This window comes from Agrococcus carbonis, assembly GCF_900104705.1.
GTDB lineage: Bacteria > Actinomycetota > Actinomycetes > Actinomycetales > Microbacteriaceae > Agrococcus > Agrococcus carbonis.
In genome coordinates, this window is the sequence record NZ_LT629734.1 from 111,788 (window position 1) to 136,787 (window position 25,000).

Here is a 25,000-nt window from a genome sequence, read left to right on the forward strand (position 1 = left end):
GTCCGGTGGGGATCAGCTCGCGGTTCGCTCGCGCCAGCGCTGCACCTGGAAGCGGTGCACCTCGGGGATCCAGTCGAGCGGCGCAGCGGCGCCCACCCTCGGGTCGGGGGAGTCGCGCCCGTCGCGCAGATCCTCGACGTAGGCGCGGTCGAGGGCGATGCGGCTCGCGAGGGCTGCGGCGTCGCCGATCGAGCCGTGGCCGGGCACGACGGCGCGCACGCCGCCCGCGAGCGCCTCGAGGCGATCGAGCGCCGCGAGGTGCTCGTCGAGCGGATGCTCGGCGTCGAGGTCGAGGAAGGGCATGAGCGTGTCGGAGAGCATGTCGCCCGCGACGAGCACGCCGGCGTGCTCGATCACGAGCGCCGCGTGGCCCGGCGCGTGCGCGCGGTGCTCGACGACCCGCACGGCCGGCCCCGCCCACGGGATCTGCTCGGCCCCGCGGGGGAGCGGGGTGAGCTCGCCGAGGAGCGCGAGCGGGATCTCGTCGGCGTGCTCGGGCGGGAGCGCCTCGGCGAGCTGCGCGCGCCAGTCGGGTTGCGCGAGGAACGCGCGCATCGTCTCGACGCACCGCGCGGTGCCGTAGCGGGGCGCCTCACCGAGCCGCGGATGCCACAGCACGTGGTCCCAGTCGGGATGCGTCGCGAAGCCGACCACGACCGGCAGGCCGAGCGCGCCCAGGTCGTCGGCGATGCACACGAGCTCGTCCTCGGTGATGCCGGGATCCACGAGCAGCGCCCCGCGGTCGCCGCGGACGACGACCGCGTTGCTCTCGATGAACGCGCTCGTGTGCACCCACACGCCCTCGGCGATCTCGCGCAGCATGGCCGGATGCTACGCCCGCGCTGCCCGTCAGCGCGCGGGGCGGTCAAGGCCCGCGAGGCGGACGACGGCGGCGAACCCGTCGTCCGTACCGGGCCAGTGCGCCCGCACGGCGTCGAGTCCCGCGCGGCGCACGACGCTGCGCAGCACCGCCGCCGCGACGATCGCGTCGTCGGCGTAGCCGAGCACCGGGATGAAGTCGGGGATCGGGTCGATCGGCATCGCGAGGTAGGCGAGCAGCAGCCACAGGCGGATGCGGACGCCGCGCGGGAGTGAGCGGTCGGCCGCGAGCCGGCGCAGCAGGCGGAGCACGTCGGGCAGGATGCGCAGCGCTTCACGGAGCACCGGGCCGCTCGGCCGCATGGCGATCAGCGCGACGACGAGCGCGAGCCACGTCACGAGCACGGCGATGCCGATGCCGAGCAGGAGATCCCACCAGACGGAGCCGGTCACGCGGGGAGCGTCGCCCATCGCTTATCCGACATAATGTGCATTATCGGCGTTCAGTGCTGGCGGGCGGAAGAGGCGTTGTCGACTCCTCTGCGCGCGCTGCGAGCCCCGCGAGCTCCTCGCCGGTGAGCCGCTGCGTCGTCCACTCGTCGAGCGGCGCCGCGCCGATCGCGCGGTAGAACCCGATCGACGGCTCGTTCCAATCGAGCACCGTCCACTCGAACCGCCGGTAGCCGCGCTCGACGCACTCCGCAGCGAGCGCCGCCATGAGCGCGAGCCCGTAGCCGCGGCCGCGGTGCGGTTCGTCGACGTAGAGGTCCTCGAGCCAGATGCCGTGCTCGCCCGTCCACGTCGAGTACGTCAGGAACCAGATCGCGATGCCCACGATCTCGCCGTCGCGCTCGACGACGTGCGCGAAGACCTTCGCCTCGTCGCCGAAGAGCATCGCCGTGAGCCGCTCCTCGGTGTTCTCGACCGCATCCGGTTCGCGCTCGTAGACGGCGAGGGCGCGGATGAGCGCGAGGATGCCGGGCTCGTCGCCGGGCCGGGCGCGTCGCAGCCGCGCGCCCTCGGGCAACTCTCGAGTCGTCACCGTGCGAGCCTACGGCGCGGCGTGCGCGTCACCGTGCGCATCGGCGTGCTCGTCGATGTGCTCCACAGCCGCGACCATGCGCTCGAGGAAGCTCGCCACCGCGTCGGTCTGCGCGTCGTCCATCGCGTCGATGACCTCGATCATGCGCCGGTGCATGGCCCCGAGCGTCGCCCGCACCTCGCTGTCGGTGTCGGTCGTCGGCACGACGATCGTGGCGCGCCGGTCATCCGGGTGCGGTTCGCGGCGCACGTGCCCGCTCTTCATGAGCCGGTCGACGAGCGCGGTGACCGAGGGCGACGCGAGGCCGAGCGCCGACGCGAGGTCGCGCTGGCGCACGAGCTCGCCGCGCCGCTGCGCCTGCAGCAGCAGCCGCAGCGCGAGCAGATCGGTCTCGCCCATGCCCATCGACGAGCGCGTGCGCGCGCGCATCTGCGCCTCCGCCGCCCGGTACCGGCGCAGCAGGTTGAGCACGTCGACGCTCGTCGGCCGGCGGTGCTCGGGATACCAGTACCCGGAGCTGCCGTGCTCGCGTCGTTCGACCTGCGTCATCGCGTTCCTCCCCTGATCCGTCGGATCATGCGCACCACTCTACCGTTCGACCGTGATACATTTCGATCGACGAACTAACAATCGTGACGAAGGAGCAGGACATGACCGACACGCTGGCTCGCCCCGATGCCTCGGCTGCCGCTCCGGACTCCGCCACGGGCGTGATCGCGTGGGCCTCCCCCGGCGACGGGCTGTGGGTCGCGAGCCGCACCGCGCGCGACGGCGTCACGTTCCTCGGCTTCGTCGAGGAGACGCTCGGGGAGTTCGTCGCCGTCGACGGAGCGGGCGCCTCGCTCGGCCGCTTCCCCGACCTGCGCGCCGCGCAGGGGTCGTTCGCGGCCGGCAGCCCCTCCCCTGCGCTGACGACCCGCACGGCCCGCTGGGCAGATGTGGGCGCACGGCTCGTCGCACCCTCGCGCCTCCGCTTCGGCTGAGCCGCCGCGCTGCACCGACCAGGCCAGCCGGCCAGGCTGTCGCAGCGCAGCGCAGCGCCACCGCCGGCCGGCGCGCCGCGTGTCAGCGCGCTGAGGGCCGATCGCCGCCGCGCCCGATGAGCGCGCGCAGCACCAGGAACACGACCACCGCCACGATCGCGACGATCGCGAGCTTGACGACGAACCACAGCACGCTGAAGACGACGTCGACGAGCACCCAGGCGATGATGACGGCGAGGATGGCGCAGACGACGGCCCATGCGGTGCGGCTCATGCCAGCAGGCTAGTCGACGCGACCGTCGCCAAGGGCGGCGAGCAGGTCGTCGGCGAGGTCGTCGATGTGCTCGATGCCGACCGAGAGGCGGATGAGGCCCTCCGGGATCGTCGGCGCCTCGGTCGCCCACCGGCGCCGCCGCTCGAGCGTCGACTCGACGCCGCCGAGGCTCGTCGCGGGGATCCACAGCCGCACGCGCTCGACGACCCGGTCGGCGGCCGCGGCGTCCTCGAGCACGATCGCGAGCACGGTGCCGAAGCCCGGGTCGCGCACCTCGACGACCCCCGGCGCATCCGCGAGCCTGCGCGTCAGCTCGCGCGCGTTGGCCTCGGCGCGCTCGAGCCGCACCGAGAGCGTGCGCAGCCCCCGCAGGGCGAGGAACGCCTCCATGGGGCCGGGGATCGCGCCGTGCAGGCCCCGGTGGTGCCGGATGCGCTCGGCCGCCTCGGCCGCACCGGTCACGACCGCGCCGAGCACGACGTCGCTGTGGCCGGCGATGAGCTTGGTCGCCGAGTGCACGACGATGTCGGCGCCGAGCTCGAGCGGCCGCTGCAGCATGGGCGAGGCGAACGTGCTGTCGACGACGCTCATGGCGCCCGCGGCGCGCGCGGCGGCCGTGAGCCGCGGGATGTCGGCGAGCTCCAGCGCGGGGTTCGTCGGCGACTCGAGCCACACCATCGCCGCGCCCGGCATCGCCGCCTCGACCGCGTCGGCATCGGCGACGTCGACCCGGCGCACCTCGAAGCTCCCCGTGCGGGCGCCGTCGTCGAGCAGCGCGAGCGTGTGCTGGTAGGAGTGCCGCGCGACGACGACCGCTCCCCCGCTCGGCACCAGGTGCAGCACGGCGCTCACCGCGGCCATGCCGCTCGCGAACGAGACGCACTCGCCGCCCTCGAGCGCCCCGAGGGCCTCTTCGAGCGCCGTCCACGTGGGGTTGCCGTAGCGCGCGTACTCGAGCTCGCCGCCCGCGACGAACGCGCTCGCGAACGTCACCGGCTCGTTGAAGGGGGCGCCCGGCCGATGGGGCGGGCGCCCGGCGGCGACGGCGACGGTCTCGAGGCGGCGGGGCGTGTCCGACATGCGTTCATCCTGGCACTGCCGGCATGCGGGCCCGCCCGCGCGTGGGCGGTCGGCGCTAGCGTCGGCGCATGGCACGCGATCCCGCACCGGCGCGCACGCTCGCGCTCGAGGAGGCGCGCCGCATCGCGGTGCGCGCGCAGCTGCTCGACGCGGGTCCGGAGCGCGACGCGGGCGACCTCCCCGACGTCGTCGAGCGGCTCACGCTCCTGCCGCTCAACCCGACCGACATCGTGTGCCCCTCCGCCGAGCACATCGCCCACACGCGCATCCCGTCGCTCGCCTACGACGACGTGCGGCGCGCCGTCGAGGTCGAGCAGTCGCTCGTCGAGCACCTCGGGCCCCACCGCCATCCCATGGAGGCATGGGTGATCGGCGTGCGCGCGACGGCCGACCTGCCGTGGCTCACCGCGATCGGCCGCTCCCCCAGCGCGCTCCATCCGAGCGCCGCGGCGTGGCTCGAGGCCAACGCCGGGTTCCGCGACCGCGTGCTCGAGCAGCTGCGCCAGGACGGCCCGCTCCCCCAGGGCGAGATCGACGACGCCGCCGACGTGCCGTACCGCTCGAGCGGCTGGAACACCGATCGGAACGTCGCGATGCTGCTCGAGGTGCTGCAGATCCGCGGCGAGGTCGTCGTCGCCGAGCGCGTCGGCACCGCGCGCGTCTGGGACCTCGCCGAGCGCGTGCTGCCGCCCGTCGAGCCCGTGCCGGTCGAGGACGCCGAGCGCACCTGGCGCGAGCGCTGGCTGCGCGCATGCGGCATCGCTCGCCCGACGCACCTCGGCGACGTCGGCGAGCCGGTGTGCATCGACGGCGTGCGCGGCGAGTGGCGGCTCGACCCGGGCGCGGCAGCCGACGGGTTCGCGGGTCGCGTCGCGCTGCTCTCGCCCCTCGACCGGCTGCTCTCCGACCGCCGCCGGATGACGCAGCTGTGGGGCTTCGAGTACGCGCTCGAGCAGTACACGCCTGCGGCGAAGCGCCGCTGGGGCGCCTTCGCGCTGCCCATCCTCGACGGCGACGCGCTCGTCGGGAAGGTCGACGCGAAGGCCGACCGCGAGGCGGGCGCGCTGCGCGTGCACCGCATCCACTGGGATGTCGAGCCCGACGCCCGGCTGCGGGCCGCCGTGCACGACGAGATCGAGCGGCTCGCGGCGTTCCTCGCGCTGCGTCCCGCCCTGCCCTGATCTGCGTCGCCCCGGCCCGTGGTGCGAACCCCGCGCGGCTACGCTGGCGCCGTGCTCCAGGTCGCGATCATCGGCAACCCGTCGGCGCGCGGCTTCCCCCGCGCGGTCGACGCCGTGCTGCGCGAGGTCGCGGCGGTCGGCGCCGACGCGCACGTGCTGCCCACGACGCTCGCCGAGCCGGGCGGCCCGCAGGCACGCGCGGCGCGCGCCTCGGGGGCGGATGCGGTGGTCGCGATCGGCGGCGACGGCACCGTGCGGGAGGTCGCGACCGAGCTCGCCGGCGGCGGTCCCGCGCTCGGCATCGTGCCGGCCGGCACCGCCAACCTCTTCGCGCGGAACCTCGACCTGCCGCTGCGCGACCCCGCCGCGGCCGCGCGCATCGCGCTCGGCGGCCGTGACGCATCCGTCGACCTCGGCCGCGTCGCACTGACGCGCGCGGACGGGAGCCGCGATCCGGAGCGCGTCTTCCTCGTGGTCGCGGGCGTCGGCCACGACGCGCTCGCCGTCGAGGCCGCGTCGCTGCGCCACAAGCGGCGGCTCGGCTGGGTCTCGTACATCGCGCTCGGCGCCCGGCGCCTGGGCGGGCCGAGCTTCGCCGTGCGCGGCCGGTTCGACGGCGGCCCGGTCGAGACGGCGCACGCGTGGAGCGTGCTCGTGCACAACGCCGCGCGCATCCCCGCGGGGCTGCAGGTCGTGCCAGGCACCCGGCTCGACGACGGCCTCCTGCACGTCGCGACCGTGAGCCCGCGCCATCTCGCGCACTGGGGGCGCATCGCGGCGGCGGGCGCCGGCGTCGCCCGCGCGGAGGGGATCCTGCGCCACCGCGACGCCGAGCGGGTGACGCTCGGGCGCGTCGACGACCTGCTGCCCGTGCAGCTCGACGGGGATGCCGCGGGGCGCGTCACGCGGCTCGACGCGCGCATCGATCGCGCGGCGCTCAGGGTGCGAGTGCCAGGATCGATGTCGTGAGGCCGAGCGAAGCACTGCACCAGCTGCGCGAGACGCCCGTCGGCGAGCTCGAGGGCGTGCTCGAGCGCGTCGACCTCGACCGCACCGTCGAGGCGATCGCCGGGAGCGCGGTCGTCGGCCTGTTCCGCGGCGCCGAGCGGCGCGAGCTCGTGCAGCTGCTCTGCGTCGAGCGCGCCGACGAGCTGAGCCCCGCGATGCGCGCGCGCGTCATCCACGCCCTGCGGCGCCTGCCGCTGAGCGCGATCCTCTCCTCCGGCATCCGCGCGATGCTCCTGTCGCTCACGGGCGAGCCGTTCCGCGACATGAAGTACCTGCTGAACGCCACGGGCGATCGGCACGACCTCGAGCACGTCGTCTACGAGCGGCTCGTGCCCGCCGATCGCGACGCGGTGCTCGCGCACATCGCCGCGGAGGCGGCCGACGCGCCCTCCCACGACCTGCGCATCCTGTGCGACATCGACGACACGCTCAAGGCGATGCTGCACGAGCGCCGCTTCCCGCGCGGCACCGTCTACCCGGGCGTCGTCGAGCTGCTGCACGCGCTCGACCGCGGCCGCGCCGCTGAGCCGTCGCGACCGGGCGACCTGACGTTCGTCACCGCCCGCCCCGAGGGGCCGCGCGGCCTCATCGAGCAGTACACGCGGAACGCGCTCGCGGGGCTCGGGCTGCCGCCGCACTCCGTGCTCGGCGGGTCGCTCCTCAACCTCTTCACGAAGAAGTCGATCAAGGCGCGGAAGCTGCAGAACTTCGAGCGCGAGCGCTCGCTGTTCCCGGAGTGCCGCTTCCTGTTCCTCGGCGACAGCGGCCAGGCCGACGCGCACGTGGGCGCCGAGATGCTGCGCCGCGGCCCCGACTTCGTCACGACCGTGCTCATCCACGAGGTCGTCGAGGTCGTCGGCGACGAGCGCTCGCGGCTCGAGGCTGCCGGCATCCGCTTCCACAGCTCCTACGACGACGCGGCGCGGCACGCGCACGAGCTCGGCCTCATCGACCGCGAGGGGCGGGATGCGGTCGTGCGCGCCGTCGACGAGGCCAGCGGCTTGATGACGTGAGGCGTGCGTGGGCGCCCGAGGCCTACGCGGCGTCGGTGCGCGGCCGGTGCTCGACGAGGCCGACGGTGTTGCCCTCGCTGTCGGTCACGAACGCCATGCGCTCGTCGGTGCCGGCCGGTCCGAGCGTCGCATCCTCGTGCGTGAAGATGACGTGCGGCTCGGTGACGACGGGCACGCCGTCCGCCCGCAGCCGCTCGACCGTCGCGTCGAGGTCGTCGACCCGCAGGTAGACGAGCGCCGACGGCGCGCCGCGGTCGAGCAGCAGCCGCACGTCGCCGAGCACGAAGAAGACGAGCCCCGGCGGGTCGAAGGATGCGGCGGGATCGATGCCGAGCAGCCGCGCGTACCAGCGCGACGCCCGGTCGAGGTCGACCGCCCGCTGCGCGACCTGCACGAGCGTCATCGGGTGCCCCCTACTGGTGGTTCTGGGGCGTGGGCAGGTGCTTCGCCCACCACGCGAGGATGTGCTCGAAGCGCTCCACGCGGTGACGGGGCTGGCCCGAGCGCGTGAGCTCGTGGTCCTCGCCGGGGAAGAGCAGCAGCGCGGTCTCGACGCCCGCCCGCTTGAGCGCCGAGAAGTAGCGCTGGGCCTGCTCGGGCGGGCAGCGCCAATCCTGCTCGGAGTGCACGACGAGCGTGGGGGTCTGCACCTGCCCGACGTGCGCCATCGGCGACTGCGCTCGCATCGCATCCGCGTCGGCGCCGGTGTACTCCTCGGAGAAGAACCAGCCGATGTCGCTCGTGCCGACGAACGACTCGGGGTCGAGGAAGCCGCGCTCGACGACCGCCGCGGCGAAGCGGTGGTCGTGCGCGATCGTCCACGCCGTGAGGTAGCCGCCGTACGAGCCGCCCATGATGCCGAGCCGCTCGCGGTCGAGCTGCGGATGCGCGTCGAGCGCGGCGTCGAGGAAGTCGAGCACGTCGTGCATGTCGACGCTGCCCATCGCCTGCTTGATCGCGAGGCCGTGCTCGCGGCCGTAGCCGGCCGAGCCGCGCGGGTTGCACTGCACGACCGCGTACCCGGCGGCGACCGCGACCTGCGCCTCGTCGAACACGCCCACGCCGTACTGCGCGAACGGGCCGCCGTGGATGTTGAGGAGTACGGGATGCGGGCCCTCGCCCTCGGGCACCCACACCCAGCCGTGCACGGGGCTGCCGTCGCGGCCCGCGAACTCGTGCTCGGTCGGCTCGACGATGCCGGTCGCCTGGAGCGGCGCGCCGAAGTCGGTGAGCACGCGCACGCCCTGCGCGTCGAGCACCGCGACCTCGCCCATCGACGTCGGCGTGCGCACCGTCGCGACGGTGACGCCCGCCCCGACGCCGTGGCCGAGCACCTCGAGGTCGCCGCCGATGAGCTCGTCCGAGCCGCCGCCGGTGACGTGCATGAGGCGCACGCGCCCGCGCCGGCGCTCCTGCACGAGCACGCCGTCGTCGACGACCGTCGCGTGGCTGCCGACCTCGCCGAGGTCGACGGTCGCCTCGTCGGTGACCTCCTCGGGGTGGGCGCCCGCTTGCTCGAGCACGAACAGCTGCACGTGGCGCGCGACGAAGTCGCGGCCCGACTCCCCCACCTTGCCCGCGAGCAGCACGAAGCCGCCGTCCGGGGTCGGCAGCACCTCGTCGACCGAGAGGCCGGCGCGCGACGAGAGGATCGTGTGCGGCTCGCCGGAGGCGGTCGTCGCGTCGAACTCCACGACCGCGGTGCGCAGATCCTCGTCGCGCGTGTCGTGCCGCGCGGTGACGCACAGGACGCGCTCGCCGTCGATGGAGAACACGGGCGCGGAGTGGTCGAACTCGCCGTGGCTCAGCTGCACGGCGGCGGGCGCGTGGGGGGCGTCGTCGGCGGTGCGGGCGTCGTCGTGCGGATGCGCGGCACGGCGGTAGCGCGGCTCGGCGTCGAGGTCGGGCAGCTCGGCGCTGAAGACGTGGGTGTGCCGGCCCACGAGGCTGCCGACGCCGTTCGCGAGGCTGCGGTTGCGCGTGATGAGGCGCGCGGGCTCCTGCGCGGGGCTCACGCCCTCGACGGAGCCGTAGCGGCCGGGCTCGACGACCGAGGCGATGAACGCGATGCGGTCGCCCGTCGGCGAGACGGCGAACTCGAGCACGCCGCCGGGCGCCGCCGTCGCCTGCGCGGGCTCGCCGCCGTCGACGCGCATCGCCCACACCTGCGCCTTGTCGTCGGCGTCGGCGCGGAGGAACAGGACCGTGGCGCCGTCCGGCGTGAGGCGCGGCGCGGAGTCCGCGACGCCGCCCGTGAGCCGGCGCCGAGCGCCGTCCGAGAGGGAGACCTTCCAGAGCTGCCCCACGGCGCGGTTGGCCCGCAGGCTCGGCCGCGAGGCGGCGACGATCGCCCACTCGCCGGCCGGGTCGACCGCGGGGCGCGAGAGCGTGACGAGCTGCTCGATGTCCTCGGCGCGCATCAGCCGCGCCTGCCCTCGGCGTCGCCGAAGCCCGAGACGTCGCCCACGAGGCGGGTGTTGTCGGCGGGCACGGGCTCGACGGCTGCGAGCGCGACCTCGTGCGCGAACTCCTCGACGTTGTAGAGGCGGCCGGCGTCCTCGCGACGACCGGCGATGGCGCCCGGGTTCGCGCGCTCGAGGAGCGTCGCGGTGATCGTGCCCTCGATCATGTCGCCCGAGACGACGACGAGCTCGATGCCGCGCTCCGCGAGCTGCGGGATGCGCTCGCGCAGCGCGTCCTCGCCCGCGCGCTTCGACAGCGCGACCGGCTCGTACTCGGGCATCGTCGGCGTCGAGCGGATGAAGTGCGCCTGGTGGCTCGTGACGAACACGACGCGCGCGCCGTCGCGCAGCACCGGCAGGGCCGCCTCGAGCAGCGCGACCTGCGCGTCGCGGTTGAGGCGCATCGCGTAGTCCTCGCCCATGCCCGACTCCATGCCGCCGGATGCGTTCATCACGAGGATGTCGAGGCCGCCGAAGCGCGCGGCCGCCTCGGCGAACATCGCCTCGAGGCTCGCTGGGTCGGTGAGGTCGGCCTGCACGGCGATCGCCTCGACGCCCTGCTCCTTCGCGGCGGCGACGACCTTCTCGGCGCGCGGCGCCTTCGCGCGGTAGTTCACGACGACGTCGGCTCCCGCGCCCGCGAGCAGCGCGACGGTGGCGGCGCCGATGCCGCGGCTCGATCCCGTCACGAGGGCGGTGCGCCCTGCGAGGGATCCGGGCTGGAGGGCGGCGGATGCGGGGTTCGGCTGGGCGTCCGGCTCGGCGTTCGGCGCGGGGTTCGACGCGGGGTTCGACACGGGGGCTCCTTACGTTCCCGTCGACACTACTGCGCCCGGCGTGTCGTGCGGAGACGGCACCCGTGGGCGCGTCCCGCGACCCCTCCAGCCGCCGCTCCATATGCTGGGCGTGTGGATCTCGTCCAATACGCCTGGATCGCGTGGCTCGTCGTGGCGCTCGTGTGCTTCATCATCGAGATGGTGACGCTCGAGTTCACGTTCCTCATGATCGGGCTCTCGTCGGTCGTCGGGCTCGTCTCGAGCATCACCGGGCTGCCGTGGTGGGCGCAGATCCTGATCGCCGCCGCGGCGGCGCTGCTGCTGCTGTTCCTCGTGCGGCCCAAGCTGCTGCACCGGCTGCACGACTCCGGCGAGATCAACAAGCAGGGCATCGAGGCGCTCATGGGCATGGCCGGCGAGGTCACCCGCTCGTTCGAGCGCGGCGCCGGCGAGGTCACCCTCGCCAACGGCGACGTCTGGACCGCCCGCCTCTCCCCCGCGGTGCCGCCGCGGGATCCCGACGTCGGCGAGCGCATCGTCGTCACCGCCATCGAGGGGGCGACGGCCATCGTCGTCCCCGCCCAGCGATAACCGAAGGAGCCCCTCATGCCCCTCGACGGAGGATTCATCCTCGGAGCCTTCCTGCTCGTCGTCGTGGCCCTGGTCGTCCTGTTCGTGCTCGTCACGCTCTTCAGGTCGATCAGGATCATCAAGCAGGGATTCACCGGCGTGGTCGAGCGGCTCGGCCGCTTCCACAAGGTGCTGCAGCCCGGCCTCAACTTCCTCGTCCCCTTCATCGACCGGGTCGCGTACCACGTCGACATGCGCGAGCAGGTGCGGTCGTTCCCGCCGCAGCCGGTCATCACCGAGGACAACCTGGTCGTCTCGATCGACACGGTCGTCTACTTCCAGGTCACCGACGCTCGCGCCGCGACCTACGAGATCGCCGACTACCTCTCGGCCGTCGAGCAGCTCACGACGACGACGCTCCGCAACGTCGTCGGCGGCATGAACCTCGAGGAGGCGCTCACGAGCCGCGACACGATCAACGGCCAGCTGCGCCAGGTGCTCGACCAGGCCACCGGCAAGTGGGGCCTGCGCGTGAGCCGCGTCGAGCTCAAGGCGATCGACCCGCCCCACTCCATCCAGGACTCGATGGAGAAGCAGATGCGCGCCGAGCGCGACCGCCGCGCCGCGATCCTCACCGCCGAGGGCTCGAAGCAGTCGCAGATCCTCGAGGCCGAGGGACTCCGCCAGTCGGAGATCCTCCGCGCCGAGGGCCAGGCCAAGGCCCAGGTGCTGCGCGCCAAGGGTGACGCCGAGGCGCAGGTGCTGCTCGCCAAGGGCGAGTCGGAGGCGATCGAGCGCGTGTTCGCCGCCATCCACGAGGGCGACGCCGACGACAAGCTGCTGGCGTACCAGTACCTCCAGACCCTCCCGAAGCTCGCCGAGGGCGACGCGAACAAGCTCTGGATCATCCCGTCGGAGCTCACGGATGCGCTGCAGGGCGTCGGCCGCGGGTTCTTCGAGGGCCGCGCCCAGGTGCCGTTCCAGAAGCCGAAGCGCGAGGACGACTCGGCCGAGCCGTCGATCCTCGACGAGACGTTCCAGGCCGACTCGGTCTCCGACGTCGAGGTGCCCTCGATCGCCGAGACGCTCCAGGCGAGCGGCATCGACCCCCAGGGCGCCGGCTCGACCGAGCAGGTCTCGTCGCAGACGTCGCTCGCCGACGAGGTGCCCGACACCGACCTGGGCGACGCGCTCGACTCGGCCCGCGAGGCCAAGGCCGACGCGCCCGACGTCGACGTGCCGCCCGCCGAGCCCGGCTACGGCCAGGGCAGCTTCGACAGCCCCGAGGGCGGGCCGCGGCACGCGTGACCCCCTTCCTGACGCCGACGCCCCCGCGTGTGCTCGCACACCGGGGGCTCGCCGTCGGCGCACCCGAGAACACGATGCTCGCGTTCATCGCCGCCGTCGACGCGGGCGCGACGTTCCTCGAGACCGACGTGCACGCGACCGCCGACGGCGTCGCGGTCATCGCGCACGACCCGAGCCTCGACCGCGTCGCGGGCCGCGACGTCGTGATCGAGCAGACGCTGTGGCGCGACCTGCAGGGCATCGACCTCGGCCAGGGCGCGACGGTGCCCGGCCTGCGCGAGGCGCTGCTCGCGCTGCCGGATGCGAAGTGGAACATCGACCTCAAGTCGGATGCGGCGGTCGCGCCGGCCGTGCGCGCGATCGTCGAGGCGAAGGCGGTCGACCGCGTGCTCGTGACCTCCTTCTCGGAGCGCCGCCGCCGTCAGGCCCAGCAGCTGCTGCCGGAGGTCGCGACGAGCGCATCGCAGGCGATCGTCGTGCGCGCGCTCGCCGCGCAGCGGCTCGGCCTCCGCGGGCCGCTCGAGCGCGTCCTCGCGCCGGTCGTCGCGCTGCAGGTGCCGCGACGGCACCGCGGGATCGAGCTCGTGACCGAGCGCAGCGTCGCCGCGTTCCGCCGCGCGGGCGTCGAGGTGCACGTGTGGACGATCAACGACCTCGCCGAGATGGAGGAGCTGCTCGAGATCGGCGTCGACGGCATCGTCACCGACCGCTGCGACCTCGCGCTGCCGCTCGTCGACCGGCGCTGAGCGGCGGCGGCCGACGTCGGGCGGTGCCCGTCAGCGGCTGCTCAGCGCGGCGGCTTCGGCAGCGCGCGCACGCCCGAGAGGCCCCACTTGGTGACGGCGCCGAGCGTCGCGAGCTCCTCGAACACGCGCATCTTCGACGACCCGACCGCGCGCTCGATGAAGCCGATCGGCACCTCTGCGATCGTGCCGCCCGCCTGCGCGACCCGCACGGCCATCGCGATCTGGAATGCGTAGGCGTCGACCTCGATCGCGTCGAGGTCGATCCGCTCGAGGATGCGCGTGCGGTAGACGCGCAGGCTGCTCGTGAGGTCCTTGACGCCCGTCGAGAGCATCGCGCGCGCGTAGGCGTTGCCGATCTGCGCGGCCCAGCGGCGACGCGGGCCCATGTTCCGCACGTCGCTGCCCTCGACGAATCGCGAGCCGATCACGAGGTCGACGCCGGATTGCGAGACCGCGAGCAGCTCGGGCAGGCCGTCGGCGTCGTAGGAGCCGTCTGCGTCGGTGACGACGACCCGCGTGGCTCCGCGCGACATCGCGAAGCGCATCCCCTCGATGACCGCCGAGCGGTAGCCGCGCTCGGTGCGGTGGATGACGAGCGTGCCGGCGTCGGCCTTCGCGAGGCGGTCGGCGAGCTCGCCCGTGCCGTCGGGGCTGCCGTCGTCGATGATCACCAGCTCGGCGTGCGGCACCGACTGCCGCAGGCGGCCGACCGTGCGCTCGAGACCCTCGATCTCGTCGTAGGTCGGCACGACGATCATGACGTCAGGCATCCGCATCCTTCCGCTGTCGGGCGCGGGCGATGCCGAAGCCGGCCAGCGCGAGAGCGCTGCCGACGCACAGCGCCCACTCGATCCATCCTCCCAGCCGGATGCCCGGCGTGACCGTCGACGACAGCGGGAGGTCCTCCAGCATGGCACCGGGCGCATACTGCGGCAGGCGGTCGATGATCGCGCCGTCGGGCCCGATCATGGCGCTCGTGCCCACGGTCGAGATGTTGACCACGGCGCGCCCGGCCTCGGCGGCGCGCAGCTGGGCGATGGCGAGCTGCTGCACGTTCTCGGGCGAGCCCTCGCCGAAGTCGGCGTTGTTGGTGGGCGCGAGGATGATCTCGGCGCCGTGGTCGAGCACCATCTCGCGGGCGAGCGAGTCGTCGATGATGTCGAAGCAGATCGCGAGCCCGGCGTGCACGCCCGCGACGTCGAAGGCGTTCGCGCTCGAGGGGTCGATCGAGAAGTCGCGCGGGATGAGCTCGAGGAAGCCGAGCGCGTCGAGCACCGGCTCGAAGAAGGCGCGCGAGGGCAGGTACTCGGCGAACGGCACGGGATGCCGCTTCCGGTACTCGGCGACGACGCCCTCGCCGGGCTCGACCTGCAGCAGGGCGTTGTAGGTGTCCTCGCCGTCGCGCGTGACGGTGCCGACGACGAGGGGCGCGTCGAACTCGCTCGCGACCCGGTCGAGCACGGCCATCGTCGCCGGCGACTCGTCGGCGTAGAACTCCGCCGCGTTCTCGGGCCACACCAGCAGGTCGAGCTGCTCGCCCTCGAGCGCGGCCGTCGCGTCGACGTGCTGCTGCAGGATCTCGCCCGGCGTGTAGGGCGCGAGCAGGCCCGCCTCGCTGTCGCCCTGCACCGCGCCGACGCGGATCGTGCCGGTCTGCTCGACGGGGAACGCCGGGATCGCGACCGCGAGGATCACCGCGGCGGCGCCGAGCGTGAGGCGGCGGCGCAGCATCGTGCGGTGGTGCAGCACGAGCTGCACGGTCAGCGCCGAGAGCGCCGCGACGAGGAACGTCAGGCCCGTGAAGCCGACCCAGCTCGTCGTGTCGGCGAGCGGGCTGGCCGCTTGCGAGTGCGCGAGCCTGCCCCACGCGAACCCGCCCCACGGCACGGTCGAGGAGAGCGACTCGCGGAGGGTCCAGAGCCCCGCGAGCAGCAGCGGCATCGCGGCGAACGCGCCGAGGGGACCGCGGGCGCGCGGCTCCGCCCATCGCCACGCGAGCGCGAGCACGACGCCGCCGAACCCCCACCAGATCGCCATCCAGGCGGTGAGGGCGATGAGCGGCACGGGGCCGAGGTACACGGTGATCCACTGGATGTGGAGCAGGAAGAAGAGGCCGCCGGTCGTGAGGCCCAGGGCGAACGCCGCGCCGAGCCGACGGCCCCGCAGCGCGAGCATCGCGAGGGCGACGGCGGGCACGATGAGCGGCCACCAACCCACGGGCTGGAAGGCGAAGGGCATGATGGCGCCGGCGAGGATCGCCGCGGCCCACGCGTACGCCGTCGGCAGCGGCGCGCGGGCGCGCGTGCGCGCGGGGCGCGGCTGGATGCCGGCCCCGCTGATGGGGTTGGAGGGTGCGGTCACTGGGCCGATCCCGACGACTCCACGACGCCGCGGCGGATCGCGTCCACCGCATCCCGAGCCGTGCGCGCGAGGCGCTTTGGCGCGACCTGCTCGATCTGCTCGAGCAGGTCGATCGTCTGCTTCGTCCAGCGCACGAAGTCGCCCGCGGCGAGCTCGGTGTCGCGCAGCACGCCGTCGAGCGGGTAGCCGCGCGCCCATCGGTGCATCGCGAGGGTGAGCCCCGTCTGCAGGGGCTCGGTGCCGGGCATGCGGTGCGCCTGCTCGAGGTCGTCGAGCCTCGCCCAGAGCGTCTGGGTCGCGTCGAGGGCGTCGAGGAAGGGGCCCTTCGGCAGCATCCGCTCGGGCAGCATGCCCTCGTCGCGGCGCCCCTCGAAGACGAGCGCGCACGCGAGCGCGGCGAGCCCGGCGGCGTCGAGCCCCGTCCACAGCCCGCGGCGGATGCTCTCGGCCGTCAGCAGGTCGCGCTCGCCGTAGATGCGGCGCAGCACCTCGCCGGCGGCCGTGACGTGCGTGCCGTCCTCGGTCTCCTCGAGGTAGTCGAGCTCGCGCAGCACCTCGGTGATGCGGTCGAAGGTCTGCGCGATCGCGCCGGTGCGGCGGTCGATCTGCCGCTCGGCCTTCTCGATGTCGCGGCGCAGGCGCCAGTAGCGCTCGCCCCAGCGCGCGTGCTGCTCGCGGTCGGGGCACGCGTGGCAGGGGTGCTGCCGCATGCGGCGCCGCAGCGACTGCAGCTGCCGCTGGAGCGCGTCGTGCTCGCCGTGGCCGAGGTCCTTGCGCTGCGCGTCGCGCTCGAGGTCGCTCGCCTCTCGGCGGAGCGCCGCGTACTCGGTGAAGTCGCCCAGGTGGCACGTCATCGACGAGGCGTAGCCGGCGAGGCTCGCGCGCTGGTCGACGACGCGGCGCGCGAGCTGCACGACCGAGCGGTCGGCCTGGAACTGCGCGAACGACGTCTCGAGCACCTCGCGCGTGCCCGCGACGCCGAGGCGGTCGACGAGGTTGACCGCCATGTTGTAGGTGGGGCTGAAGCTCGAGTGCAGCGGGTAGGTGCGGCGCGACGCGAGCGAGGCGACCTCGACGGGCTGCAGCCGGCCGTTCCAGATCACGACCGCGTGGCCCTCGGTGTCGATGCCCCGTCGGCCGGCGCGGCCGGTGAGCTGGGTGTACTCCCCCGGCGTGATGCGCACGCGCGCCTCGCCGTTGAACTTCTCGAGCTGCTCGAGCACGACGGTGCGGGCCGGCATGTTGATGCCGAGCGCGAGGGTCTCCGTCGCGAACACGACCTTGAGCAGGCGCGCGCGGAAGAGCTCCTCGACGACCTCCTTGAACACGGGCAGGAGGCCCGCGTGGTGGGCGGCGACGCCCCGCTCGAGGCCGTCGCGCCAGTCGAAGTAGCCGAGCACGCCGAGGTCGGCGTCGTCGAGCAGCCGCGTGCGCTCGTCGACGATCGCGCGGATTTCGGCGCGGTCCTCGGGCGTCGTGAGGCGCACGCCGCCGTCGACGACCTGCCGCACCGCCGCGTCGCATCCGGCGCGCGAGAAGATGAAGTCGATCGCCGGGAGCATCTCGTTGCGGTCGAGCAGGTCGATGAGCTCGACGCGGTCGACGCGCGGCGGGCCGCCGAAGCCGCCGCCGGGTCGCCGGCCGCCGCGCTGCGGGCGGCGCGAGCGGTAGCGGTTGTGTCCGCCGCGGTCGCGGTGGCCCCGAGCCGCGGAGTCGGCGATGTCGGTGCCGCGGGCGAGCTCCATCAGCTCGCGGCTCGGCCGGTGCGACTCCTCCCCCGCCTTCGAGTCGAAGAGGTCGACGAGGCGGTCGCGGATGTGCACGTGCGCGTCGAGCGGCACGGGCCGGTGCTCGCTCACGATCACCTTCGTGTCGCCGCGCACGGCGTCGAGCCACGCGCCGAACTCCTCGGCATTCGAGACGGTCGCCGAGAGCGAGACGAGCCTCACGTGCCTCGGCAGGTGGATGATGACCTCCTCCCACACCGCTCCGCGGAACCGGTCGGCGAGGTAGTGCACCTCATCCATCACGACGTACTCGAGCTGCGAGAGGTCGCGCCCCTCGTAGAGCATGTTGCGCAGCACCTCGGTCGTCATGACGACGATGCGCGCGTCGCCGTTGATCGACGTGTCGCCGGTGAGGAGCCCGACGTCGGCCGCGCCGTAGACCTCGGTGAGCTCTCGGAACTTCTGGTTCGAGAGCGCCTTCATCGGCGTCGTGTAGACGACGCGGCCCGTGGGCGCCTGCATCGTGAGGTGGATCGCGAACTCGGCGACGACGGTCTTGCCGGCGCCGGTCGGGGCCGCGACGAGCACGCTCGAGCCCGCCTCGATCGCCTCGCACGCCTCGCGCTGGAACGGGTCGAGCCCGAACGGCATCGCGCGGGCGAACGCGTCGGTCGCGATCGTCGCGCGCGCCTCCGCGCTCATGCCCGCACCTCGGCGGCGCGGCGCTCGCGCTTGGCCCGGCGTCGGTCGACGAGGAGCGCGATGCCCGTCGCGGCGAAGTAGAGCACGACCATCGGCACCGCGATGATGAACATGCTCAGCACCTCGCCCGCAGGGGTGACGAAGGCGCCGAAGAGGGTCGCGACCAGCACGGCCCAGCGCCAGCCCCCCAGGATCGTGCGCCCCTCGACGATGCCCGCGAGGTTGAGGAAGACCACCACGAGCGGCAGCACGTAGGCGACGCCGACCGCGAAGACGAGCTTGAGCGAGAAGTCCCAGTAGTCGGATGCGCCGAGGAAGGCCGTGAAGCCGTCGGGCGCGAAGCCGACGAAGAGGCGGATGATGCGCGGCAGCACGAACCAGCCCGTCGCGCAGCCGCCGGCGAACAGCGGCACCGCGGCGGCGATGAAGCCGAAGACGTAGCGCCGCTCGACCGTGCGCAGCGCCGGGACGACGAAGGCGAGCAGCTGCCAGATCCACACGGGGCTCGCGATGATGAGGCCGAGCATGAAGCCGATGCGCATCTGCACGTCGAACGCCTGCGTGATGTTCGTGAAGTTGAGGTCGACCTCGAGCCCCGCGGCCTTGAGGTCGTCGAGCGGCGCGCTCAGCAGGTAGAGCACGGGCTTCGCGAGGAAGAAGCCGCCGATCGCCGCCGCGACGATCGCCGCGGCGGAGATGTAGAAGCGGCGCTTGAACTCGCGGAGGTGCTCGCCGAGCCGCATCCGGCCGTCGCGATCAGCCGTGCGCCCCTTGCGGGCCATCGGCTACTTCCGGTCGGTGCTCGAGGCGGGGTCGTCCGACTCCGGCGCCGTCGCCTCGTCCTTCGAGCCGTCCTTGACTTCCTTCTTCAGGATGTTGACCGACTGGCCGATGCTGCGCGCGAGCGCCGGCAGCTTCGCCGCCCCGAAGATGAGGATGACGATGAGCAGGATGATCCACCAATGCGATGCCGCATTGCCAAAGAATCCACCCATGATCGCCCCTCGCCCGTTCTCGGTCGGCCAGTGTCTCGGCCGGCCAGTGCCTCGGTCGTCGTCCATCCTACCGCGCCGATGAGCGCATCCGCTCAGGCGCGCGCTCAGTCGTGCACGGGCGCCGGGAGGGTCAGGCGCCGGGCGGTCAGGCGCCGGGGGCGGCCGCGCGCTCGGCCGCGCCGAGCGCCTCGACGGCGAACCGGTGCATCGCGCGGCGCAGGCTCGCGGGCGCGACGATCTCGGCGTCGCCGCCGCACGAGGCGACCGCGCGCAGCACGCTCGCCTCGCTCCACACCTCGATCTCGAGCCGCACGCGGCCGTCGCCCAGCGCGACGGGCTCGGAGGCCGCGTAGTCGCGCAGCATCGCGGCCGCGGCAAGCGTCGCGACGACGTGGGCGCGTCCCGCGACCGTGCGCTCCCGCTCGGGCAGCGCATCCGGCCACGCGTCGGTCGAGGGCTCGACCGACTCGATGCGGTCGAGGCGGTAGGTGCGGAGCCCCTGCCGGTCGAGGTCGACGCCCTCGACGAAGACCTGGCCCTCGCGCAGGTCGAGCCGCAGCGGCGCGACGCGGCGTCGCTGCGAGCCCTCGTCGGGCTTGCGGTAGTCGATCGTGAGCACGCGCCGATCGCGGATCGCGTCGCGGACGAGCTGCGCGGCGCGCGGCACCGCGAGGGCGTCGACCGCGACGGTCTCCGCGCCGTGGGTCGTGGCGCGGCGCAGCTTGTCGCGCAGCGTCTCGACGCGCGCGGGATCGGCGCCCGTGTAGCCGGCGACGAGGGAGAGCCCCGCGATGAGGGCGCTCGCCTCGCGCGGCGAGAGCCGCACCGACTCGTCCTCGAACGCCGGGCGCTGCGTGACCGAGATGAGGTCCTGCTCCTCGAACGCGTCGAAGTCGATGTCGAAGCGGATGAAGTCGCCCGCGCCGTCGGGCACGCCCGACATGAACACCCGCTGCACGGCCTCGCGGATGCGCGCCTCGGGCACGTCGAAGTGCGCCGCTGCCTCCTGCACCGAGACCGACCCGGATGCGGTGGCGTACTGGATGAGCGAGAGCAGCAGGCCGATGCCCCGCTCCACGCGGCCGGTGCTCATCGGGGCTCCTCCTCGGCGTGCGCGTCGCGGATGCGCTCGAGGCGCTCGCGCACGAGCTCGCGCTGCTCGTCGGGCCACGCGACGGCCACGTCGGCGCCGAAGCCGGCGAGCTCGTCGGCGATGAGGTGGCGGTCGGCGTGGTGGATGACGAGCAGGCCGTCCTCCTCCGCGGTGCCCGGCCGGTGGCGCAGCCGGATGTCGGCGTCGCTGCCCGGCACGGCGTGGACGCCGACGGTCGCCGAGGCCCAGATCTCCTCGAGCTTCGCGAGGGCCGTCGCCGCCGCATCGGCGGGCGCCTCGAAAGGGCGCTTCGCCGCGCGGTCCTTGACGGGCGAGACGATGCGCTGCATGAGGAACGTGCGGGGGGCGTCCGCGCCGAGGTCGTGCCCGACGAGCATCCATCGCCCGCGGAAGAGCACCGTCGCCCACGGCTGCACCGTGCGGGTACGGGGCTCGCGCTCGCCGGGCTTGAGGTAGTCGAAGACCACCTCGCGTCTGCGGTCGGCGGCCCGCTTGAGCGCCTGGAACGCGCTCTCGCGCGGGCGCTGGCGCGGCTGCAGGATGGCGGCTGGGCTCGCGGTCGGCGCCGGCTCGACGCTGCGCCCGGGCGTGCGCTCGAGCGGCAGCCCGCCGCGGAACTCCGGGTCGGCGCGCAGCTTGAGCGCCGCGCGCTGCGCCTCCTCGGTGAGGCCGCCCTCGTGCCACACGCGCAGCGCGAGGTCGAGCAGGTCGCGCTCGTCGGCGTCGAACTGCAGCTCGGCCGGATCGCCGAGCACGCCGTCGAGCACGCGGTAGCGCGCGTCGTGGTTGCTGTCGTCGCCGGGCGGCTGCACGACGTCGATCACGATGCCGAGCTCGCGCAGGGCGTCCTTGTCGCGCTCGAACATGCGCTCGAGCGCGTCGCCCGCGGGCTGGCCCTGGTAGCCGGCGACGCGCTCGAAGAGCTCCTGCTTCGTGACGCCCGCCCGGGTGTCGACGAGCGCGAGCAGCAGCGAGAACTGCCGCTCCTCCGCCTCGATCCTGGCCATCAGGACGCCGCCGTGACGCCGACGGCTCAGCCGGCGGCGGGCTCGATGCGGTCGAGGATGTCGATGACGAACAGCAGGTGCTCGCCCTCGCCGATGGACGCGGGGCGCGTCGCGGGGTCGTTGTAGCCGAGCTCCTGCGGGATCGAGACGACGACCTGGCTGCCGATCGGCTGGCCGACGACGGCGTCGACGAAGCCCGGGATCAGGTTGGCGTCGTCGACCGTCATGACGGTGGGCGTGCCTCGCTCCCAGGACGAGTCGAAGACCTCCTCGGTCTCCCAGACGATGCCCGTGTAGTGCAGCAGCATCGTGTCGCCCTCGGCGACCTCCTCGCCCGTGCCCTCGATGCTCTGCATGACGGTGAGGTCCTCGGGGGCGGGGCTGCCGGGGAACGTCACGCCGGGTCGCCCGTCGGTCGCGAGGGCGATCGCCGGCATGCCCTGCTGGCCGGGGCGCGCGTTGCCCTCGGCGCGGCCGGGGTGCACGCCGGTGACGTCGAGCACGACGACCGCGGTGTCGGCGGGCGCGATGTCGAGCATCGGCGACGACGCGCTCGGGCCGAACAGCGTCTCGACGGTCGTCGTGAGCACGACGCTCGAGCCCGGCGCGGCGCACTCGACCGCCTGGCTGAGCGCGGTCTCGCCGCCGGCCGCGAGCCGCAGCGGCTCGGCGGGGCGCTGCTCGTCGCTCGTGGCGTACGAGCTCGTGATCTCATCGCCGGTCTTGCCCGAGTAGACGACGTAGTCGGCGTCGACGATGTCGCCCTCGTCGACGCGCTCGCCCGCACCGCCGAGGTGCGAGACCTGGTCGCCCTCGCTCACGAGCGGGCGCTCGAACTCGACCGTCGGTGCACCCTCGCCCCGCTCGACGGAGACCTGCTCGGATGCGGCGCCCGGCTGCAGCTGCGGCGTGCAGCCGTCGAGGCTGGTCGCGGGCGCCTGGCAGGCGGTGAGGCCGGCCGCCGCGACGACGAGCGCGGCGATCGTGAGAGGGCGTGTGCGCACAGCATTGCCTTTCGGGGTCGGGATGCGCGGTCAGTCTATCGGCGCGCCGGCGGCGTCCGGCCCGGCGGCGCTCGGCTCGGCGGCCGCGTCGCGCCCGCCGGCAGCGATGGCGTCGGCCTGCCGCTGGGCGTCGCGCCGGGCGCGCCGCGCGCGCTTGTCGCTCGGCACGCGGTCGCCGAGCGCGCCCGGGGTCCACGCCTCGATGTCGGCCTCGGCGAAGTCGGCCTTCGCCGCGCGGCGGCGGAAGGAGGGCAGCTCGACCCCGTCGGCGACGCGGCGCGCCGTCATGAGGAAGCCGGTGTGCGCGACCATGCGGTGGTCGGGCCGGACGGCGAGGCCCTCGACGTGCCAGCCGCGCACGAGCGTCTCGGTCGACTTCGGCGCGGTGAAGCGCCCGTCGGCGCGGATCGCCTCGACGGTGCGCGAGAGCTGGGTCACCGTCGCGACGTAGCAGAGCACGAGCCCGCCGGGTCGCAGCGCGCGGGCGGTCGCGTCGACGCACTCCCACGGCGCGAGCATGTCGAGCAGCACCCGGTCGGCCCCGCCGTCGGGCACGTGCTGGTCGAGCTCGTCGGCGAGGTCGCCGAGCACCGTCTCCCAGTTGGCGGGCCGCTCGCCGAAGAAGCCGGTGACGTTCGCCTCCGCGACATCCCGGAACTCCTCGCGCCGCTCGAAGGAGACGAGCCTGCCCGTGCCGTGCAGCGCCCGCAGCAGCCACAGCGAGAGCGCGCCCGAGCCGACGCCCGCCTCGACGACGGTGAGGTCGGGGTGGATGTCGGCGAAGCCCACGATGTGGGACGCGTCCTTCGGGTAGATGATCGCGGCGCCGCGGGGCATCGACATGACGTAGTCGTGCAGCAGCGGGCGGATCGCGAGGTAGCCGGCCTCCCCGACCGTCACGAGCGAGCCGTCCTCGAGCCCGACGAGCTCGGCGTGCGGCACGGCGCCGTGCTGCGTGCCGAACTGCTTCCCCTCGGTGAGGACGATCGTGTACATGCGCTGCTTCGGCCCGGTGAGCTGCACGACGTCGCCCCACTGGAGGGGGCCGGTCCTGCCCATCATGCGCGCACCTCGAGCACGGCATCCGCGAGCTCGGCGACCGTGCGCCCCGCGAGCGTGGGCCAGTGCACGACGCCGGGCAGCTGCGAGACGTCGACAGCGTGCGGCACGCCGATCGTCGTGAGCCCGGCGGCGAGGGCGCTCCGGGCGCCGTGGAACGAGTCCTCGATCGCGATCGAGCCCGCGGCCTCGACGCCGAGCAGCTCGAGGCCGCGCAGGTAGGGCTCGGGGTGGGGCTTGCCCTGGCGGCACTCGTCGCCCGCGACCGTCGCCTGGAAGGGCGCGCGTCCGAGGCGCGCCGCGAGCGAGGCCTCGACGCGGTCGACGAGGTCGCGCGTCGACATCGTGACGAGGGCGACCGGCACGTCGTGCTCGAGCAGCTCGTGCAGCAGCTCGATGGCGCCCGGCCGCGCCGGCAGGTCGTCGCCGATGCCGGCGAGCACCTCGCCGACGAGCCGCTCGACGATCGCGTCCTCGTGCATGGGCACCCCGAGCGACTGGAAGACGCGGGCGCCGTCCCACAGGTCGACGCCGACGAGCGCCTCGGCCTGCTCGGGGCCCCACGGGATGCCGTGCTCGGCGGCGAGGCGCGCCTCCGCCGCCATCCACAGCGGCTCGGTGTCGATGAGGGTGCCGTCCATGTCGAACAGCACGGCGGCAGGGGCTCGGGAGGTCACCGCAGAAGCCTAGCGGCGGCGCGCATCCGCCCCGCCCCGGACCAGCGGACGGCCGGGGGTCGGCGGCGTAGAGTGGGCGTTCGACGTGAGGAGGTGCCGGGGGTGGCACGAGGACCCATCGAGGGCCGGATCATGGTCGTCGCGTTCGAGGGCTGGACCGACGCGGGCGACGCGGCCAGCAGCGCGGTGCGCCGGCTCATCGAGGCGTGCGAGCTCGAGGCGTTCGACGAGATCGAGCCCGACGAGTACGTCGACTTCGCGCTCCACCGCCCGGTCATCCGCACGCTCGACGACGGCACGCGCGCGCTGCAGTGGCCCGCGACGATCGCCTACGCGCCGACCCGGCCCTCCGGCCGCACGTCGCTCGCGGACGACGCGGGCCTCGACGTCTCGACGGGCAACGAGGGCGAGCTCTTCGCGGTCGTCGGCGCCGAGCCGAGCCGCAACTGGACGGCGTTCGCCGCGGAGTTCCTCGAGATCGCGCGCGGCTGCGAGATCGACGCGATCGTGTTCGTCGGGGCGATGCTCGCCGACGTGCCGCACTCGCGGCCGATCTCGACCGCGGTCTCGAGCGACAGCCGCGTGCTGCAGTCGCGCCTGGGCGTGCTGCAGAGCGAGTACGAGGGCCCGACCGGCATCATGAGCGTCCTGTCGCTCCTCGCGCAGGAGGCGGGCATCGAGACCGCGTCGCTGTGGGCATCGGTGCCGCACTACGTGCACAACGCGCCCGCGCCGAAGGCCGTCATCGCGCTGCTCGACCGGCTCTCCGAGATGCTCGACGTGACGATCCCGCTCGGCGACCTGCCCGAGCAGGCGGGCGAGTGGGAGCGCGGGATCGACGAGATCACCGAGCGCGACGACGACATGCGCGCCTACATCGGCAAGCTCGAGGAGCAGCGCGACGCGGTCGAGAGCCCCGAGGCCTCCGGCGAGGCGCTCGCCCACGAGTTCGAGCGGTTCCTGCGCTCCCAGCCCTCTCCGCGCCAGGGCCCGGTGCGCGGCACCGAGCCGCAGCGCCCCGACGCGCCGCGCGGCGAGGACCCGGAGGAGCCGGGCGAGCAGCCCGAGGACGACGCGCCGCCCGTCTGAGCC

27 protein-coding genes are annotated in these 25,000 nt (G+C 74.0%); 8 read left to right on the plus strand and 19 right to left on the minus strand.

Going from position 1 to position 25,000, the window contains the following annotated elements:
• Nucleotides 1-12: 12 nt before the first annotated feature.
• Genes BLT67_RS00555 through BLT67_RS00570 form a run of 4 tightly spaced genes read right to left on the minus strand, consistent with a single transcriptional unit; the run spans nucleotide 13 to nucleotide 2,410 of the window.
• Nucleotides 13-822: an MBL fold metallo-hydrolase gene (locus BLT67_RS00555; protein ID WP_092664732.1), complete on the minus strand. Its 810-nt coding sequence runs from the start codon at nucleotides 820-822 to the stop codon at nucleotides 13-15.
• Between the two features lie 27 nt (nucleotides 823-849).
• Nucleotides 850-1,272, minus strand: a complete 423-nt coding sequence (locus tag BLT67_RS00560) for a YkvA family protein (RefSeq protein ID WP_092667438.1) — start codon at nucleotides 1,270-1,272, stop codon at nucleotides 850-852.
• A gap of 40 nt (nucleotides 1,273-1,312) precedes the next feature.
• Nucleotides 1,313-1,861, minus strand: a complete 549-nt coding sequence (locus BLT67_RS00565; RefSeq protein WP_092664735.1) for a GNAT family N-acetyltransferase — start codon at nucleotides 1,859-1,861, stop codon at nucleotides 1,313-1,315.
• 9 nt (nucleotides 1,862-1,870) lie between these two features.
• Nucleotides 1,871-2,410 (minus strand): MarR family winged helix-turn-helix transcriptional regulator, encoded by a 540-nt coding sequence (locus tag BLT67_RS00570; RefSeq protein ID WP_092664738.1) that lies wholly within the window; start codon nucleotides 2,408-2,410, stop codon nucleotides 1,871-1,873.
• A gap of 101 nt (nucleotides 2,411-2,511) precedes the next feature.
• Here BLT67_RS00570 and BLT67_RS00575 point away from each other — a divergent pair, with 101 nt between their 5' ends.
• Nucleotides 2,512-2,844, plus strand: coding sequence for a hypothetical protein (locus tag BLT67_RS00575; RefSeq protein ID WP_092664741.1), 333 nt, complete (start codon nucleotides 2,512-2,514; stop codon nucleotides 2,842-2,844).
• Between the two features lie 82 nt (nucleotides 2,845-2,926).
• On the opposite strand, the gene BLT67_RS00580 is transcribed toward BLT67_RS00575, so the two are convergent.
• Nucleotides 2,927-3,118 (minus strand): hypothetical protein, encoded by a 192-nt coding sequence (locus BLT67_RS00580; protein WP_092664744.1) that lies wholly within the window; start codon nucleotides 3,116-3,118, stop codon nucleotides 2,927-2,929.
• A gap of 9 nt (nucleotides 3,119-3,127) precedes the next feature.
• A complete protein-coding gene (locus BLT67_RS00585; RefSeq protein WP_092664748.1) occupies nucleotides 3,128-4,198 on the minus strand; it encodes a trans-sulfuration enzyme family protein in 1,071 nt (356 codons plus the stop codon).
• Nucleotides 4,199-4,266: 68 nt separating this feature from the next.
• Here BLT67_RS00585 and BLT67_RS00590 point away from each other — a divergent pair, with 68 nt between their 5' ends.
• From BLT67_RS00590 to BLT67_RS00600, 3 genes are read left to right on the plus strand one after another with little or no spacing between them, the layout of a single operon-like run.
• Nucleotides 4,267-5,379 carry a DNA glycosylase AlkZ-like family protein gene (locus tag BLT67_RS00590; protein WP_092664753.1) on the plus strand — a complete coding sequence of 371 codons (1,113 nt, stop codon included), beginning with the start codon at nucleotides 4,267-4,269 and terminating at the stop codon, nucleotides 5,377-5,379.
• 51 nt (nucleotides 5,380-5,430) lie between these two features.
• On the plus strand, nucleotides 5,431-6,348 hold the full coding sequence (locus BLT67_RS00595; RefSeq protein ID WP_157674080.1) for a diacylglycerol/lipid kinase family protein: 918 nt from the start codon (nucleotides 5,431-5,433) through the stop codon (nucleotides 6,346-6,348).
• A complete protein-coding gene (locus BLT67_RS00600) occupies nucleotides 6,345-7,400 on the plus strand; it encodes a phosphatase domain-containing protein (protein ID WP_092664759.1) in 1,056 nt (351 codons plus the stop codon). The genes BLT67_RS00595 and BLT67_RS00600 overlap by 4 nt, the downstream gene beginning before the upstream one ends.
• 22 nt (nucleotides 7,401-7,422) lie before the next feature.
• Here the strand turns inward: BLT67_RS00600 and BLT67_RS00605 are convergent, their stop codons facing one another.
• Genes BLT67_RS00605 through BLT67_RS00615 form a run of 3 tightly spaced genes read right to left on the minus strand, consistent with a single transcriptional unit; the run spans nucleotide 7,423 to nucleotide 10,659 of the window.
• Nucleotides 7,423-7,803 (minus strand): VOC family protein, encoded by a 381-nt coding sequence (locus BLT67_RS00605; RefSeq protein ID WP_092664763.1) that lies wholly within the window; start codon nucleotides 7,801-7,803, stop codon nucleotides 7,423-7,425.
• A 10-nt stretch (nucleotides 7,804-7,813) separates the two neighbouring features.
• Nucleotides 7,814-9,820 (minus strand): S9 family peptidase, encoded by a 2,007-nt coding sequence (locus tag BLT67_RS00610; protein WP_092664766.1) that lies wholly within the window; start codon nucleotides 9,818-9,820, stop codon nucleotides 7,814-7,816.
• The gene (locus BLT67_RS00615; RefSeq protein ID WP_092664769.1) at nucleotides 9,820-10,659 is read right to left on the minus strand and encodes an SDR family oxidoreductase; all 840 of its coding nucleotides are present in this window, start codon (nucleotides 10,657-10,659) and stop codon (nucleotides 9,820-9,822) included. The genes BLT67_RS00610 and BLT67_RS00615 overlap by 1 nt, the downstream gene beginning before the upstream one ends.
• Nucleotides 10,660-10,770: 111 nt before the next feature.
• Here BLT67_RS00615 and BLT67_RS00620 point away from each other — a divergent pair, with 111 nt between their 5' ends.
• Genes BLT67_RS00620 through BLT67_RS00630 form a run of 3 tightly spaced genes read left to right on the plus strand, consistent with a single transcriptional unit; the run spans nucleotide 10,771 to nucleotide 13,262 of the window.
• A complete protein-coding gene (locus tag BLT67_RS00620; RefSeq protein ID WP_231945522.1) occupies nucleotides 10,771-11,229 on the plus strand; it encodes an NfeD family protein in 459 nt (152 codons plus the stop codon).
• Between the two features lie 15 nt (nucleotides 11,230-11,244).
• Nucleotides 11,245-12,516 carry an SPFH domain-containing protein gene (locus tag BLT67_RS00625; protein ID WP_172801951.1) on the plus strand — a complete coding sequence of 424 codons (1,272 nt, stop codon included), beginning with the start codon at nucleotides 11,245-11,247 and terminating at the stop codon, nucleotides 12,514-12,516.
• Nucleotides 12,513-13,262 carry a glycerophosphodiester phosphodiesterase family protein gene (locus tag BLT67_RS00630; protein WP_092664771.1) on the plus strand — a complete coding sequence of 250 codons (750 nt, stop codon included), beginning with the start codon at nucleotides 12,513-12,515 and terminating at the stop codon, nucleotides 13,260-13,262. Before BLT67_RS00625 ends, BLT67_RS00630 begins: the two co-directional genes overlap by 4 nt.
• A 41-nt stretch (nucleotides 13,263-13,303) precedes the next feature.
• On the opposite strand, the gene BLT67_RS00635 is transcribed toward BLT67_RS00630, so the two are convergent.
• The 10 genes from BLT67_RS00635 to BLT67_RS00680 all read right to left on the minus strand — a co-directional run bounded on the left by BLT67_RS00635 (nucleotide 13,304) and on the right by BLT67_RS00680 (nucleotide 23,908).
• Nucleotides 13,304-14,032, minus strand: a complete 729-nt coding sequence (locus BLT67_RS00635; protein WP_157674082.1) for a glycosyltransferase — start codon at nucleotides 14,030-14,032, stop codon at nucleotides 13,304-13,306.
• Nucleotides 14,025-15,623: an apolipoprotein N-acyltransferase gene (lnt, locus tag BLT67_RS00640; RefSeq protein WP_092664777.1), complete on the minus strand. Its 1,599-nt coding sequence runs from the start codon at nucleotides 15,621-15,623 to the stop codon at nucleotides 14,025-14,027. Before lnt ends, BLT67_RS00635 begins: the two co-directional genes overlap by 8 nt.
• Entirely contained in the window at nucleotides 15,620-18,052 is a 2,433-nt protein-coding gene (locus tag BLT67_RS00645) for a DEAD/DEAH box helicase (protein ID WP_092664781.1), read from the minus strand. Before BLT67_RS00645 ends, lnt begins: the two co-directional genes overlap by 4 nt.
• The gene (gene tatC, locus BLT67_RS00650; RefSeq protein WP_231945523.1) at nucleotides 18,049-18,834 is read right to left on the minus strand and encodes a twin-arginine translocase subunit TatC; all 786 of its coding nucleotides are present in this window, start codon (nucleotides 18,832-18,834) and stop codon (nucleotides 18,049-18,051) included. Before tatC ends, BLT67_RS00645 begins: the two co-directional genes overlap by 4 nt.
• A gap of 3 nt (nucleotides 18,835-18,837) precedes the next feature.
• Complete coding sequence (gene tatA / locus BLT67_RS00655) at nucleotides 18,838-19,047, minus strand: twin-arginine translocase TatA/TatE family subunit (protein WP_092664784.1); 210 nt, start codon at nucleotides 19,045-19,047, stop codon at nucleotides 18,838-18,840.
• A gap of 145 nt (nucleotides 19,048-19,192) precedes the next feature.
• Nucleotides 19,193-20,140, minus strand: coding sequence for a helix-turn-helix transcriptional regulator (locus BLT67_RS00660; RefSeq protein WP_092664787.1), 948 nt, complete (start codon nucleotides 20,138-20,140; stop codon nucleotides 19,193-19,195).
• Nucleotides 20,137-21,168, minus strand: a complete 1,032-nt coding sequence (locus tag BLT67_RS00665; RefSeq protein ID WP_092664790.1) for a helix-turn-helix transcriptional regulator — start codon at nucleotides 21,166-21,168, stop codon at nucleotides 20,137-20,139. The genes BLT67_RS00660 and BLT67_RS00665 overlap by 4 nt, the downstream gene beginning before the upstream one ends.
• Before the next feature lie 26 nt (nucleotides 21,169-21,194).
• Nucleotides 21,195-22,172 carry an FKBP-type peptidyl-prolyl cis-trans isomerase gene (locus BLT67_RS00670; protein WP_092664793.1) on the minus strand — a complete coding sequence of 326 codons (978 nt, stop codon included), beginning with the start codon at nucleotides 22,170-22,172 and terminating at the stop codon, nucleotides 21,195-21,197.
• Nucleotides 22,173-22,202: 30 nt separating this feature from the next.
• Nucleotides 22,203-23,234, minus strand: coding sequence for a tRNA (adenine-N1)-methyltransferase (locus BLT67_RS00675; RefSeq protein ID WP_407922508.1), 1,032 nt, complete (start codon nucleotides 23,232-23,234; stop codon nucleotides 22,203-22,205).
• Nucleotides 23,231-23,908: an HAD family hydrolase gene (locus tag BLT67_RS00680; RefSeq protein ID WP_231945524.1), complete on the minus strand. Its 678-nt coding sequence runs from the start codon at nucleotides 23,906-23,908 to the stop codon at nucleotides 23,231-23,233. Before BLT67_RS00680 ends, BLT67_RS00675 begins: the two co-directional genes overlap by 4 nt.
• Nucleotides 23,909-24,010: 102 nt before the next feature.
• On the opposite strand from BLT67_RS00680, the gene BLT67_RS00685 reads away from it, so the two are divergent.
• On the plus strand, nucleotides 24,011-24,997 hold the full coding sequence (locus tag BLT67_RS00685) for a PAC2 family protein (protein WP_231945525.1): 987 nt from the start codon (nucleotides 24,011-24,013) through the stop codon (nucleotides 24,995-24,997).
• Nucleotides 24,998-25,000: the final 3 nt, after the last annotated feature.